General features: G+C 39.5%; 13 protein-coding genes and 1 pseudogene. 5 read left to right on the top strand and 9 right to left on the bottom strand.

Annotation, left to right across the window (positions count from 1 at the left end; genetic code table 11):
- Window positions 1–346: 346 nt before the first annotated feature.
- Both GPS65_RS18720 and GPS65_RS18715 read right to left on the bottom strand, forming a co-directional pair.
- Window positions 347–634, bottom strand: a complete 288-nt coding sequence (locus GPS65_RS18720) for an ArpU family phage packaging/lysis transcriptional regulator (RefSeq protein ID WP_238389174.1) — start codon at window positions 632–634, stop codon at window positions 347–349.
- Between the two features lie 16 nt (window positions 635–650).
- Window positions 651–1,047, bottom strand: a pseudogene (locus tag GPS65_RS18715) (DnaB-like helicase C-terminal domain-containing protein).
- A gap of 621 nt (window positions 1,048–1,668) precedes the next feature.
- On the opposite strand from GPS65_RS18715, the gene GPS65_RS18710 reads away from it, so the two are divergent.
- On the top strand, window positions 1,669–2,130 hold the full coding sequence (locus tag GPS65_RS18710) for a YkyB family protein (protein ID WP_012009774.1): 462 nt from the start codon (window positions 1,669–1,671) through the stop codon (window positions 2,128–2,130).
- A 34-nt stretch (window positions 2,131–2,164) separates the two neighbouring features.
- Here the strand turns inward: GPS65_RS18710 and GPS65_RS18705 are convergent, their stop codons facing one another.
- From GPS65_RS18705 to GPS65_RS18695, 3 genes are all read right to left on the bottom strand, one after another.
- Entirely contained in the window at window positions 2,165–3,073 is a 909-nt protein-coding gene (locus GPS65_RS18705; RefSeq protein WP_012009773.1) for a chemotaxis protein, read from the bottom strand.
- A 73-nt stretch (window positions 3,074–3,146) separates the two neighbouring features.
- Window positions 3,147–4,460, bottom strand: a complete 1,314-nt coding sequence (locus GPS65_RS18700; RefSeq protein WP_088003937.1) for an MFS transporter — start codon at window positions 4,458–4,460, stop codon at window positions 3,147–3,149.
- A 125-nt stretch (window positions 4,461–4,585) separates the two neighbouring features.
- Entirely contained in the window at window positions 4,586–5,125 is a 540-nt protein-coding gene (locus GPS65_RS18695) for an RDD family protein (protein WP_088003939.1), read from the bottom strand.
- Between the two features lie 301 nt (window positions 5,126–5,426).
- Between GPS65_RS18695 and GPS65_RS19345 the strand changes: the two genes are divergently transcribed.
- Window positions 5,427–5,579, top strand: coding sequence for a hypothetical protein (locus tag GPS65_RS19345; RefSeq protein ID WP_169056411.1), 153 nt, complete (start codon window positions 5,427–5,429; stop codon window positions 5,577–5,579).
- A 62-nt stretch (window positions 5,580–5,641) separates the two neighbouring features.
- Here GPS65_RS19345 and GPS65_RS18690 read toward each other — a convergent pair whose 3' ends face one another.
- Complete coding sequence (locus tag GPS65_RS18690) at window positions 5,642–6,526, bottom strand: cation diffusion facilitator family transporter (RefSeq protein WP_161985468.1); 885 nt, start codon at window positions 6,524–6,526, stop codon at window positions 5,642–5,644.
- 301 nt (window positions 6,527–6,827) lie between these two features.
- Between GPS65_RS18690 and GPS65_RS18685 the strand changes: the two genes are divergently transcribed.
- Window positions 6,828–7,997 (top strand): aminotransferase A, encoded by a 1,170-nt coding sequence (locus GPS65_RS18685; protein WP_088003942.1) that lies wholly within the window; start codon window positions 6,828–6,830, stop codon window positions 7,995–7,997.
- A gap of 25 nt (window positions 7,998–8,022) precedes the next feature.
- On the opposite strand, the gene GPS65_RS18680 is transcribed toward GPS65_RS18685, so the two are convergent.
- Together GPS65_RS18680 and GPS65_RS18675 are read right to left on the bottom strand one after the other, a co-directional pair.
- Window positions 8,023–9,852, bottom strand: a complete 1,830-nt coding sequence (locus GPS65_RS18680) for a PAS domain-containing sensor histidine kinase (protein WP_161985467.1) — start codon at window positions 9,850–9,852, stop codon at window positions 8,023–8,025.
- A 155-nt stretch (window positions 9,853–10,007) separates the two neighbouring features.
- A complete protein-coding gene (locus GPS65_RS18675; RefSeq protein WP_012009766.1) occupies window positions 10,008–12,131 on the bottom strand; it encodes a peptidoglycan D,D-transpeptidase FtsI family protein in 2,124 nt (707 codons plus the stop codon).
- Between the two features lie 336 nt (window positions 12,132–12,467).
- Between GPS65_RS18675 and GPS65_RS18670 the strand changes: the two genes are divergently transcribed.
- Together GPS65_RS18670 and GPS65_RS18665 are read left to right on the top strand one after the other, a co-directional pair.
- Window positions 12,468–13,262 carry a CAP domain-containing protein gene (locus tag GPS65_RS18670; protein ID WP_012009765.1) on the top strand — a complete coding sequence of 265 codons (795 nt, stop codon included), beginning with the start codon at window positions 12,468–12,470 and terminating at the stop codon, window positions 13,260–13,262.
- A 106-nt stretch (window positions 13,263–13,368) separates the two neighbouring features.
- A complete protein-coding gene (locus GPS65_RS18665; protein WP_161985466.1) occupies window positions 13,369–13,533 on the top strand; it encodes a hypothetical protein in 165 nt (54 codons plus the stop codon).
- 224 nt (window positions 13,534–13,757) lie between these two features.
- Here the strand turns inward: GPS65_RS18665 and GPS65_RS18660 are convergent, their stop codons facing one another.
- Entirely contained in the window at window positions 13,758–14,021 is a 264-nt protein-coding gene (locus GPS65_RS18660; RefSeq protein WP_012009068.1) for a pro-sigmaK processing inhibitor BofA family protein, read from the bottom strand.
- Between the last annotated feature and the right edge of the window lie 57 nt (window positions 14,022–14,078).

Genomic DNA, 14,078 nt, shown 5'->3' with positions numbered 1-14,078 from the left:
CACCACCAAGGAGTAGAATCAACAAAAGTCTTTTAAACGACTTATAAGGCGCGGTCAGATTGTAGAGAAACTCATGTTTTTCTACGATCTGTTTTATTTTTAGCTTAAGTATAATGAGGTGCTTTAGTGAAAAGGCCTTCCACATACCTAACACCCAATACCATATGCTTTGCCAAGGTTGTGCCATAAGTATGCCATTTAAGCCCCCCTTTAGCCACTCACTTAACTTTAACGATGCTAACAATGGTCACATTATCTAACTGAATGAGATAATCTGCTTTCCTAAACCACTTTTATATTGACAGGTCAGCAGCATTCGAACCAAAATTGCTAACAAAAAACACCTCTAAACGGGTGCTTTAAATACAACTTCATTGAGCGCGTAAGCCAGGTCTAGGAATGTCTTTCCTTTCAAGCGTGTATATGATCTTTCACTCATTCCAATTTCATTATAAACCTGGTAATCGAAAACAGATTCTTGCTGCATGTAACGTTTAATAATGATTTGTCTTTCATAAGCAGGAAGACGGTTGACAGCCTTTTGCACTCTTTCAAGATATACATTTCGTTTCTGTTCCCAATCAATACGTTTCATGGCCGTACTCTCTGTAGATGAATGAAAAGCGTTCCTCACAGCTGGAGGGACGATACTAAATCCGGCAGTCAATAATGATCATCATGTCCTTTCCTTCAAATTCCCGTTTCATTTTACGAGCCTTTGCCCAAATGTCATTTATCGTCATGCCTGGTTGATCAAATATTCTAAGAGTGGCACAATCTAAAACCCCGTTCACTTTGCTTAATCTGCCCCACTCATCAGCGTTTAAATTACTCGTACGAATGGATTGGGCGTTAATGTTACCGATGCTTGATTGCATCCGTTTTATTAATTTTTTCAAGCGAGAAGATGCCAACCGCTCCGCCTTTACCTAAATTAAGGGGGTTTTCCATGAAGTTGCTTGCTACATTCAAACAAAAGGCGGTTTTTCCTAAGGATGGACGAGCGGCAACGATTATAAATTCTTGCCGCTGAAAACCCGACGTCATTCGATCCAATTCGGTGAAGCCGCTCGGCATACCAGTTACATCATCTTTTTACGCTCCAAAAAATTATTAATAGTTATCGCACTATAAAAATCGGAAGGAAAGTAATAAACAATTAAAAATATACAAAAAATAGTTTAAAGAGTTGCAGCTTTCCTTTGATCAACCTCTAAAAGAAGAAGATTTCATATTAATCAGTCGGACAAGTGGAAAACCTATATCACCTAACTCACTTAATTATGCTGTAAATACTGTCGCTGATAATCAGAAACTAAAAAAATAACTGTTCATGGTTTAAGGCATACTCATGCACTATACTGATAAGCAAAAGAATACCAGTCAAAGTCATAGCTGATCGTCTTTGGAACAGCCCTCAAATGATTAATGATATATATAGCCATACTTTTGAAGAATTAGAAATAGAATCAGTTGAAGTTTTGAAGAGGCTATGAATTTAAATTTTGGGGGTGTTTTTGGGGGGATTATAAACAATTAAATTTCTAATCCTCCCTAATCCCTCTATACGAAAGGTTTTCTTTTTACAATAACTCTATTTGCAATTTACTAATAAAAACGTATAATTTATACTAAGCACAGGAAGACGAAAGACAAAGGAGAGAAAAAATGGACGATTATGCTCATACTAAAGACATAGAACCTACAGCAGAAAACATCGCAAAAGCCATTTATACTGTTAACCGCCATGCTAAAACCGCACCAAATCCCAAATTTCTTTATCTTTTGAAAAAACGTGCGCTGCAGAAACTATTGCAAGAAGGTAAAGGAAGAAAAGTGGGCCTACATTTCTCTAACAATCCCAAATATAGTCAACAACAGTCCGACGTGCTGATTGAAATTGGAGATTATTATTTTCACCTGCCACCAACTAAAGAAGACTTCGAATTTTTGCCACACTTAGGAAATTTAAATCAATCATATCGCAATCCGAAAGCGAATATGTCATTAAACCGAGCAAAGCAACTGCTTCAAACGTATGTCGGTTTAAAAGAAAAACCTACCGCCACAAAACAAAAATCACATTATACAAAGCCCGTCTTCAAACGACTCGGGGAAAGTTATTTTTAAACAAAAAAACCACTCATGACGAGTGGTTTTTTGTTTAGATAATAAAGTGATCGACTTTTTCAATTAGTTGATGAATTTCTGGCTTGCTAATTTGATCATCTGCACCGATTGTTTCCCCTTTATGGCGTAAATCTTCCGTGATGAGCGAAGAGAAGATGAGAATTGGTATGGAACTCGTTAAAGGATTTTCCTTCAACAATTTCGTTAAGCGGTGACCATCCATTTTAGGCATCTCAATATCTGTAATAATCATATCAATTTCTTCTGTCACAGTAATTCCTTTGCTGACAAGGTCCATCACGTGGTCATATGCCTGTTTCCCGTCTTCAAAGGTCACAATGTTTTTATAGCCTGCTTCGGTTAATTCATTTGTTAATAAACGCATGAGCAGCGGAGAGTCTTCAACGACATAAAGCTTCTTCCCTGTTCTTCTCTCGTCTTTCTCACCGTCAAACATATGATACGTTTCTACTCCAGAAGCGGATTCAATATCATAAATGATTTTCTCGTAATCTGGAAGGAAAATCATTTTTTCATCAAGCTTAATGATACCGGTTAAATGACGATCCATCCCTTGATTGAGTGCAGTTGGCTTTTCAATCTCTTCCCAGCTGACGCGGTGAATTTGTGATACCGTTCCTGTATGGAACACAAATTTCCGTTGGTTGAATTCAGTCACAATATATTTCTCTTGTTCTGACTGATCTGACTCGACATTAAAAAAGGAAAATAGATTGATGACTGGTAAAATCTCGCCTCGTAAACTAATCATCCCTTCTACATCTTGGTGAGAGTGCGGTACTACCGTCACCTCAACCGGCTGAATGATTTCTCTTACTTTCATGACGTTAATGCCGAATTGATTTGAACCAATTTCAAACTTCACAATTTCCAATTCATTGGTACCAGAGTCAAGTAAAATTTCTTGTTTGTTTAAAGCCACGGAAATCCCTCTATTCTTCAATATAAGATTGTACTTTTTATATCGGCAGCATAGGTAAAAAGTTGACGTTTCTTTACGCTTTCTCTCGTACGAATTGATGAATCACGAGTCCTATCACTGCAAGAATGAGTAAAGACCCTAGTGCAAGGCGACTTGCGAGATTTCCGTGCTCTGCAAACAGCAGAGTGACTGACCCATAAATGATAGGGCCAATAATGGACGACACCTTCCCTGAGAATGCAAAGAGACCAAAAAACTGTCCTCTTTTTTCCTTTGGTGTCAGCTCGATAATCAATATTCGTGATGCCCCCCAGCTTGCGCCGAGTGAAATTCCGAATAAACTGCCGGCCACCCAGAAGACCCATTCCGTTTTGGCTGTCACCGCCAGAATCAGAGCAACGATCAAAATCACATACACGACTGTAATCGAGCGCTTTGCCCCAATCGCTTTTGTGATATATCCAAATAGAAAGGAACCAATGATACTTGAAATGGTCGACACAAGATAAAGCAGGATAAATTGCCCAGCGGTAAAGCCAATGATGATTTTGGCATACACAGCCATCATCGCAATCGCTGTCTGCAAGGCATCATTCATAAAAAAGAATGCGATCATAAAGATAAAAGCCGGCTTATAATGCTTCATCTCTTTAAACGTGCGAATAATTTCTTTATACCCACTGAAAAAGGACGCCTTTTTCTCTTGCTGTGGCAGTGGATGAGGGTCTTTTACAAAAAAGAGAAATGGCAGGAAAAAAAGAAAGAATAATAGTGCTGTCGGAATAAATGCTTCATGAAATTGGTCATTGCCAACAAGTAAATAAACTGTGAGGCCGACGAGTGTCCCTAAATAACCAACGGCAATGCCAAATCCAGATATAAGCGGTATTTCATCCTTTGTCCCAAGATCGGGCAGGATGGTGTCATAAAACACTAAGCTCGAGTGATAGAAGAATTTTGCAATCACAAACAAGGTGACCACGACTAATAAAGAGACAGGCAATCCAAACCATTCGCTTGAGAAATCAATTCCAGCAAAGATCCCCATTAAAAACGTACAAGCTATACATATGAGAGTAAACAATGTGATATAGCGCTTCTTTTTTCCTGTCCGATCGATCAGAACTCCGTATAATGGTGTGAAAATGACGAGAAAAAAACTGGCTAGTGCGTTTGCATAAGAAATAAATGTACTAGCAATTTGATCCATTCTCGCACTGTCTCCGATCGTTTCTTGCAAGTAGAACGGGAAGAAAATGGTGATCATATTCGATGAAAATATCGTATTAGCAAAGTCATACAATGCCCAGGCTAAAATGGGTGCTGTCAAAAACAGCCCGAAGCCTGCTCCTTTTTTCTGCTGCTTGGTCTTTTTCCCTGTTTTCAATCGTTTGTCTCCCTTCCCCGCCTAATTTTTCACTATCATTCTATTTTATGTCATGCGTCCCTCTTCCATACAAGCAATCTATACAAAAAGCACCCCTTACATTTGAGCAGAGGTGCTTTTTTTCATTATTTCTTCACAACAATGGTACTTGCGATTAAATCGTGAAGTGCTTGTTGTTTCTCAGTGAAAAAGGCAATGATATAACCAATACATAAGATTGGAGATAAAAAGCCTTTTGCAAAGAAGCGACCGGTTGCACGGCCGAATGTTACTTTTTCGCCCGTTACTCTTGTCACTTTAATCCCAAGAGCCATCTTACCAAGCGTTCCTTGCAGTTTTGATGATTCCATGATGGCGTAATAAAGCCATGTCACCACGATACCGATTAAGATCGCTCCTATATAAAAGAAGATAAGTCCCATAATAATTTCCCATTCTTCATCTGTCATAACAGTTGTTGAATAGTAATAGCTGTCGTCATCCATCATCATTGCTGCCTCAGGACTTGAGACAAAAAAGAGTGTTGCCAAAATAAACATGATAAAAGAATATGGTACGCCGATGATGATACCATCTAAAAGGTGTGCAAGAAAACGATAGCCTACGCCTGCTAGTTCAGGATGCTTCTTTTCTTGAATGTGTGGTTCTGTTATGTTTGTTTCCATCCTATTTCTCCTTTATTATGTATGTTTTCTATAAATTTCTTATAATCATTCGTTATTATATCTTATGAATATCGCAAGATCAATGTAACTTTACACTTTTACATATATTTTAGATCAGGTCGTCCTCAATGATTTATGTGAATAAATACTGAAAATTTGTGAAAATCATGGCACTTCTAGTTCTTTTACCTCCTGCTTTTTTAACATTTTGTGATATTTTTGTCTTGTTTCCATTCTGCTGTTGACAATGATTCTTCACATGGTACAATAGTCAAGGATTTTTTAAAGAAAGGTGTTCATGATGGGAACTGTCGTACTATTAAAGAACAATGAAATGACTGTGATTGAAGATATTTGCGAAGCTGATTTTTTAGACATGAAGCATGATTTGTCAAATGATGACACAGCTTATATCTCTTGGTATGAAGATTACGATACTGCTTATGGATATTGATTTCATTGCATAGATGAAACGTAAAAAAAGGCGATACAACCTAAGGTGGTTGATCGCCCTTTTTACGTTGGCGTGCTTCTTTCACTTTCAGGTTCTACATGAATAAAGATTTGTGCATGCGGAAATTCTTTCTCAATCTTCTCTTCAATTCGATCACATAATTGATGAACATCTTCAATCGTTGTCTTGCCGTCTACAATCAAATGAAAATCAATATACTCCTCTGCCCCGGATCGTCTTGTTCGAAAATCATGATATTCGATAAACTCTTGACTGAATCCTTGAATGATTGCTTCGATCGATTGTTCTTCCTCGTGCGTTAGCCGGGCGTCTACGAGCGGCGGGAAGGCTTCTTTCATGAGCTTAAACGCTTCTCGCATAATAAAGAGAGCAAGTATCATCCCAATGATCGGATCTAAAAAATACCAATCGGTTAATGCGACAAGCAATAAACTGAATGCGACCCCTAATGACGTATACACATCTGTTAACAGGTGCAATGCATTCGATTTCATGGCGACAGAATGGACCCTTTCCGCCTCTTTGTTCACAACTTTTGATACGATAAAATTGATGATCGCACCTATTAGCATCACCACAATGCCAAGTACAGGCAGTTTGACTGGCTCTGGATGCATTAATTTGTGAACACATTCGTAGATGATCCAAATGCCAGCAACGAAAATCAGCAATGTTTCAATCGTTCCAGAAATATTTTCGACTTTTCCGTGTCCATACGGATGTTTAGAATCTGCTGGCTTTCTTGAAATACGAACAGAGATAAATGCAATAAAAGATGCCATTAAATCGAGAAAAGAATGGATGGCTTCTGATAACACCGCAACAGATCCAGTGAGCAGACCCACAATGATTTTTAAGATGACAACAAATGTGTTACTCATCACGGATAGAAACGCTATTTTCGATGTCTTCGCTGATTGTGCCATTACCGTCCTCCTTTAAGAGATCGTATGTCTATAAAAGCACTTCCCATGACTTTGATTCTTTCGTTCTTTCAGTTTACACAGTTTTGCCGCTTTCTAATCATGTTCATTATGTTCATCGCAGCCTGTATTTTCTCGTGAGGTTACGCTATAATAAATGTTGCTCTTTCTTCAATATATCACTCATGCTGTGATGAATAGAAGAATAGACTACAGATAATGATATCCAGTGCCTTTCGCAGGTGACATTTATGCAGTGAATGGTAAAATAGGATAAAAACATAAATTTTTAAGGTGATGAGAAATGGAGCATTTGCTGAATCCAAGAGTAAAGGATATTGAAATTTCAGGCATTCGAACATTTTCAAATCTCGTATCGTCATATGAGGATGTCGTTTCTTTGACGATAGGCCAGCCCGATTTTTATACGCCGCATCATGTCAAAACAGCTGCCAAAGCAGCGATTGACGAGAATTTCACTTCGTACACACACAACGCTGGTTTCCTAGAGCTAAGACAAGCGATCCAGCACTACATCAAGAAGAAAGTCAATCTTGATTATGAGGCTGAGTCGGAGATCATTGTGACCACAGGTGCTAGTCAAGCGATTGATGCTGCGTTTCGAACCATTTTGTCAGAGGGTGACGAAGTGATTTTACCTGGACCTGTCTACCCTGGCTATGAACCGATCATTCGAATGTGCGGTGGGAAGCCAGTACATATCGATACAACGAATGCTGGCTTTAAATTAAATGCCAAGCTGATTGAGGATGCATTAACGGAAAATACAAAGTGTGTTGTTCTTCCTTATCCTTCAAACCCAACTGGTGTCACGCTTTCAGAAGAAGAATTGAAAGAGATTGCCCAGCTACTTGAAGGGAAAGATATCTTTATTTTATCCGATGAAATCTATAGCGAGCTGACATTTGACCGGCCGCATCATTCGATCGCTTCTTTCTTAAAGGAACAGACCATTGTGATTAACGGACTGTCTAAGTCTCATAGCATGACCGGTTGGAGAATTGGCTTTTTATTTGCTTCAGCTCCAATTGCTAAACATGTATTAAAAGTACATCAATATAACGTGTCTTGTGCCTCGGCTGTCTCACAAAAGGCGGCACTTGAAGCTGTGACAAATGGTGTGGATGATGCACTTATCATGAGAGAGCAATATAAGAAAAGACTCGATTATGTTTATGATCGGCTCATTTCTATGGGACTTCCGGTCATTAAACCTTCTGGCGCTTTTTATATTTTTCCATCCATTGAATCGTTTGGGATGAGTTCCTTTGATTTTTGTATGGAGCTGTTAGAAAGTACAAGACTTGCTGTTGTACCAGGGTCTGCTTTCTCTCCACTCGGCGAGGGGTATGTGCGTCTATCCTATGCTTATTCACTTGAAACACTGAAAGAAGGACTTGATCGCCTAGAACAATTCGTTCTTGAAAAACGTTCCATTCATTTAACAGACTGAAACAACGGCTCTCCTGCCGTTGTTTTTATTTTGCAGGAAACATGATGTGAAATGCGGTGCCCTTTTCTGGATGACTATCCACACGGATCGTCCCGTTGTGATTTTCTAAAATATTAAATGTCACCATAAGCCCTAGCCCAGTCCCTTTTTCCTTTGTCGTTAAAAAGGGCTCTCCTATTCGCTTCATAACCGATTCAGGAATGCCGATCCCTTCATCACGAATGGTGACGTGAATTCCATCACTTTCTGCTTTGGCCGTAATATCAACCTTCCCTCCGTCCGGCATGGATTCTACGGCATTTTTGATTAAATTGATAAACACCTGCTTGAGCTGATTTTGGTCCCCATTCATCAGGAGACCCTCTTCTATCTCACTCGTGTTCATTAAAATGCCATTTAAATTCGCTTGTGTTTCTAATAAAGCCGTGACTTCGCTGATGATTTTTTTCAAATCTAGTGTCTGCATGGATGCCGTTTGCTGCGGTTTTGCCAGCATGAGCAGCTCGCTTAAAATAATTTCTATCCGGCTCAGCTCAGAGAAAACGATCTCAAAATATTGATCCCGATCTTTCGTTTTCGGTTTAATGAGCTGCAAAAAGCCTTTGATGGCAGTCAATGGGTTCCTAATCTCATGTGCAATGCCTGCAGCCAATTGACCTGCGATCGATAATTTTTCAGATCGAAGCATGAGCTCTTCTGTCTGCTTGCGTTCGGATATATCTCTTAAAATAATTTGAACGGCTGTTTCTCCAAAAAATGTAGTTGGGATACACACCATTTCTGTATAAATCAGCTTGTGTTTAAACGTATGACAGCTCATCGTGACAATCTCAGAATCTGAAGCTCTTTCAATAATACGTGATATGCTCTTTTTCACTTTTTGCTGGTCACATGAATGGATTTGATGGAAAATATCTTTTCCTATTAATTTATCGTAATGCTCGGCTTCAAATAGTTTAATGCCTGATTCATTCATAAACACCCATTTGTGATCATGAATGACCGCAATCGTATCAATGGAGTTTTGGATGAGCAGCTGATACCGCTCCCGGCTTTTTTGCAGAACGGTTTGGAATTTCTTACGGGATGAAATGTCTACTAACAGCAAAAGCTCTGCCCGCTGATTTTGATAGATCGTTGGTGATGACTTCACTTCAATATGAATGCTGCTCCCATCTTTCCGCTTCCATATCTGTTCAATCATTCCGACTGGAAGACCTTCTTGCAGCCTCGTAATTCGGCTTCTCACAATGTCATGGTACTCCTGAGCAATAAAGTCAAATGCAGTTTTGCCAATCATATCATCTCTTGTACTGACCCCCATTAATTGAAGCATCGCATCATTTGCATAAACAATTTCCCCTAAAATCGTAATACATAACGGATTTGGCAGCATGGCAATCAATTGTTCAGCTTCACTGACATGTTGGAAAGCCGGCAGACTGCCTAACGACTGTTCTGACACTTCTGATGTTGTTTGAAATACTGCTTTTTGCGGTTCAGCGTCCAGCACCCTCATTTTTAGGATCATTTCTCTACTTAATTCACTGTCTAGCTCATCACAAGCAACAAAATCAATACTAGCCTCAATCCATACAGCTGTTAGATCACTTCTAAGCAACCTAAAGTGGCAAATCTCTAGCATGTGCTGATTGTAAAAATAACTCTCGACAAGAAATTGATCTTCGGTATGAACAAAGTCTTTCAAAAAACACCCTAGTAAATCCTTTTGTTCATAGAGCAAAAGCTGCTTACAGTTAGAAGAAATGTAGAGAAAGCGGCCATTAGAAGAAAGAACGGCATGTAAATCGATATTCGAATAAAGCTGATTCGAATCTTTCATTTTTTGTTCCATCGTCGTCCGACCCTCCTTTTCATTTTTTAGGGTTGTCCTTAGATTGATGTATAAAAAAGATTCGCTAGAAAACCCGTATTTTCCTTCCGTCATCGAGGGAAACGTCCATATTTTCAGCAAAAAAGAGCACATTCTCTTGCTGTGCTCTCTGCTGTTTACTGCTTTTCGTATTTCTTTTGTAATTCAACGTACTTATCAACAATTTTACTTGGGATGGTTTTAATGACGGAATCTTTGTCTGAGACATAAGGTGTCACGACACTAAAAGCCACTTTTGGATTGGACGATGGATAATATCCTCCAAAGGTTAAATTGTACGTGGCATTCCCCCACCAGCTGCGGTTGGCACCATAGTAGAAGGTTTGGGCTGTGCCTGTTTTTCCTGCGACATCATGCTGACCAAAGCGGCCTGCGGCAGTACCGCCGGTCGATGTGACCATTTTCAGCCCCATTTTGACGCGGTCAATATCTGCTTTCGAGTTGTTAATCGTATTCAGCACTTTCGGCTCATATTTTTTCACAACTGGGCCGACTTCATCCTTCTTCGTTGGAAGGTGAACGCTTTTCACTACTCTTGGCTGTACGCGATTTCCACCATTGGCGATCGTCGACATGTACTGCGCCACTTGAAGCGGTGTATACGTGTCATACTGGCCAATTGCTTCATCGAGCAAAAGTCCGCCGACCGTCTTCGGATGTGTCTGCATCCCGCTTGATTCCTGCGGCAAATCGATCCCTGTTTTCACGCCAAGACCGAATTGCGCATAGTAGTTTCTCATTTTTTGCAGATGCTCAGGTCTTGCTGGTAATGGACCATTCTGTTGATAGGTAATACCTGCCATTCTCATCGCTACATGAAACATATAGACGTTCGAACTTTTTTGGAGTGCTCGCAGATCGTTGACCCACCCCAGATCGTTGTAAGACTTCTTGGGCTTTCCACTTCCTGCAAAAAAGAGCGGTGTATCCATATAGGATTGGTTGTGCGACATTCCGTCCTGATAACCGCCGAGTACTGTGGCTCCTTTGACTACAGAGCCCATTTCATACTGGGTCGTAAATGTTCCGATGGCATAATCTGTGACGTCTCTGCCGTCCATTTTCTTCCCTGACATCGCGAGAACATCACCTGTGTTAGGGTCCATCATCACAACAAAGGCACGATCCATCATATAGTTTCTTGCACTAGCGGATCTTAGCTCTGATTCAACGATTTTGTCGACTTCCTTTTGCAGCTCCATATCAAATGTGAGTGCAAGATCAAGTCCTCTTCGTCCTTCTGTCCGCTTGATTTCATCGAGCAGTTTCCCGCCAACCTGCGTATACTGAACGGTCGCTTTCTCTGGGTTCAGAAAATCCTCGTATTGATACTCTAAATAGCTCTTTCCTACCCGGTCATTACGTGAGTAGCCTCTTGCCATATAGTAATCTTCACGCTCTTTGATAATCCCCTGCTCTGGTGTGGTCACACCGCCAAGTACATTATAAAGAGTTTTTTCATAAGGATATTTTCTTGTCCAATCATTGATGACATTCACACCAGGTAGTTCATCAAGATGCTCTGACACAAGTGAAATCTCTTCATAGGTCAAACTGACAGATGATGTCTGCTTAGACTCTTTTGTTTCATCGAGTAAAGCAACTTTTTCGTCCCCTTTTTTCTCTTCATTTGGGTCCATTGCTTTCACGATTTGAGGCTCAAAGGCATATCCGCCTGTAAACCTGCGATAGATCGCTGCAACTGCTTTTTCCTCTGCATTTTTTTCGATCGACTTGACCTCTTCCTTAGGCACGCGCTCGACTTGGAGCGGATAGACATCTTTTGCTTTAAGTTTCTTTTGCTCTGCTTTTGAAATGAGCTTATCCGCTTCTTTCGGATGGCTTGCCAGCCAAAAATCTCGAATATCACGCTCTCTTAAAAAATTAGTATCCATTTTTATATAAGTCGCAAGTTTTCTTGCTACTTTAATCTTATCCTCCGCTTTCACACCGCTTTCTGATGTATAAACGATGGCAGGTACACTTTCATTATCAACAACGACTCTTCCTCTCGCGTCATACATTTTTCCTCTCGGAGACGGGTATGATGCTGTTTTGACCTCTGTTCGGTTTGCCTGCTTTTTATAATCCTCACCATTGACGATCTGCAGCACACCAAGCTTGATCACAAGTACAGCAAATAAACTAAAGACAGCGAAGAAAAAGAGATTAATCCTCCAGGCGTTCCGGCGCTTGATTTTTTTCTGCTCGGCACCACCTTGATGCTGTTTCTCTCCCACTTATGTAGCTCCTCTCATCCTTTCAATCTTTTACAATTACCACTCATTATTGTAACACTTTTGTAATAGTTGTTACAGCGAAACAAGTGAAAAAAAGCTGTCAATCCCTATTATGCAAAAAAATATACTAACACTTTAAAATATTGGTATGTTTATGTCGTTTTCATTAAATGGTAGAATTCCCTATCCTTTGATATGAGGCGGGTTTTTTTGTGACTTTAACAAAAATGACAAACAGGCATTGTCAATGGAGGATGCTGGTACGTTTATAACAAAAAGTCCATGTTATGATTTTCTGTGAGAAAACAAAACAAAGATTTTAGGAGGAGTTACAATATGAAGAAGAAATCATTCTTTTTTTCAGCGCTAACGGCTGCTGCACTCATCACGTTCACTGGGGGACATTCAGCTGATGCGAAGGAGCTTAACCTGAAACAAGTGATACAAGTACAGCATCAAACCATTGATCTTCATACATTAGCTGCAAAATTACATATCTCTTCAGATGTAAACAAGCTAAGCAAGTCGAATCAAAAAGAGATCGAAGCTCTTTTAAACAAGTTGATCAAAAGCGGTCAACCTGTTACTGGCACAAAAGTGGTGAAAGAAGTAAACAAAGCAAAAAATGAACAAAAACAAGAATCAGTGAAAAAACCTACTGCTTCTAAACCAAGTACGCCAGCAAAACAAAACACAAATAACAATACAAAAGCTGACCAAAAAGACACAACGGCAACAAAAGCTGACAGCAGCTTGAATGCATTTGAAAAAGAAGTCGTTGAGCTTACAAACAAAGAGCGTGCAAAGCAAGGATTAAAAGCACTTTCTGTTGATTCAAAATTAAGCAAATCTGCTCGCGCAAAATCTCAAGATATGAAAGATAAAAACTACTTTTCTCACACAAGCCCAACTTACGGATCTCCATTTGATCAAATGAAGCAATTCGGGATCACTTACAAAACAGCAGGTGAAAACATTGCCCAAGGTCAAAGATCTCCTCAAGAAGTGGTAACTGCTTGGATGAACAGTGAAGGTCATAGAGCCAATATCTTAAACAAAAACTATACACATATCGGTGTTGGTTATGTGAAATCTGGTAACTACTGGACGCAGCAATTCATCGGAAAATAAGATCAATAAAACCTGTCCCTCTATGGGACAGGTTTCAGCTTGTAGACAAAGTCTACAAGCTTTTTTGTATAATAAGGGTAATAACAATAATCTGTGGGGGATAAACATGTTATCGAAACGTGAAGAAGAAAGAAGAAATCAATTAGAAGTAGTGGCTTTCAAACTCTCCGAGGTATGCAGGATGCATATCACACATGCGTTGCTACACGATGTAGCGAACTTAGCATGTGATCATTTCCTGCCTCGTCAGCGTTTGACTGACTACCTATGAAACATCATAGGATTTTTTATAAAAACTCGAATTAACAGGTACGTTTTGTCTTGTTTAGTTTTCAAAGAACTTGTTTACCGCTTCAGAAGCGACTAGAACATCATACCATATTTAAATTGTTAATGTCAACAACTTTTTTTGCTATTATGTTTTTTCGTTTCTTCGTCATCAGCGACGTATATTAATTTACCACCATACAGAATCAAAGTCAACAATATTTCTCATTAAATAATAAATTTTTCAATTACAACTAAAGCTGCTACGCCTGGAATGCCCAATAAACCACTGATGCCACTTGTTACAGGGTTAATAGATACATGTAATCCTAGACTCTCTCCAAATAGATTAAGACAAAATAAAAATAGAGCACCTGCCACAAACTTTATTCCAATTAGCCCTAACCACTTGAAGGGGTTCGCTTGAACACCTGACATAAACAACAATAGTACAGCTAGCAAAATTGACCCGATCACAATAACAGGTTCCATAATCCTCTCATCTCCTCTTCATATGAATAGTACAAGCATATGAGAGGACTATGTAAA

The organism is Bacillus pumilus, from assembly GCF_009937765.1.
Classification (GTDB): domain Bacteria; phylum Bacillota; class Bacilli; order Bacillales; family Bacillaceae; genus Bacillus; species Bacillus pumilus_O.
Note: the sequence above shows the minus strand (reverse complement) of the source record. Positions and strands in the feature narration are given on the sequence as shown.

Excerpts from the sequence above, each read along its gene's own strand:
- GPS65_RS18710 (WP_012009774.1), top strand. The coding sequence starts at position 1,669 with ATGGACGATTATGCTCATACTAAAGACATAGAACCTACAGCAGAAAAC.
- GPS65_RS18695 (WP_088003939.1), bottom strand. The coding sequence starts at position 5,125 with ATGGAAACAAACATAACAGAACCACACATTCAAGAAAAGAAGCATCCT.
- GPS65_RS19345 (WP_169056411.1), top strand. The coding sequence starts at position 5,427 with ATGGGAACTGTCGTACTATTAAAGAACAATGAAATGACTGTGATTGAA.
- GPS65_RS18690 (WP_161985468.1), bottom strand. The coding sequence starts at position 6,526 with ATGGCACAATCAGCGAAGACATCGAAAATAGCGTTTCTATCCGTGATG.
- GPS65_RS18685 (WP_088003942.1), top strand. The coding sequence starts at position 6,828 with ATGGAGCATTTGCTGAATCCAAGAGTAAAGGATATTGAAATTTCAGGC.
- GPS65_RS18680 (WP_161985467.1), bottom strand. The coding sequence starts at position 9,852 with ATGGAACAAAAAATGAAAGATTCGAATCAGCTTTATTCGAATATCGAT.
- GPS65_RS18670 (WP_012009765.1), top strand. The coding sequence starts at position 12,468 with ATGAAGAAGAAATCATTCTTTTTTTCAGCGCTAACGGCTGCTGCACTC.
- GPS65_RS18665 (WP_161985466.1), top strand. The coding sequence starts at position 13,369 with ATGTTATCGAAACGTGAAGAAGAAAGAAGAAATCAATTAGAAGTAGTG.
- GPS65_RS18660 (WP_012009068.1), bottom strand. The coding sequence starts at position 14,021 with ATGGAACCTGTTATTGTGATCGGGTCAATTTTGCTAGCTGTACTATTG.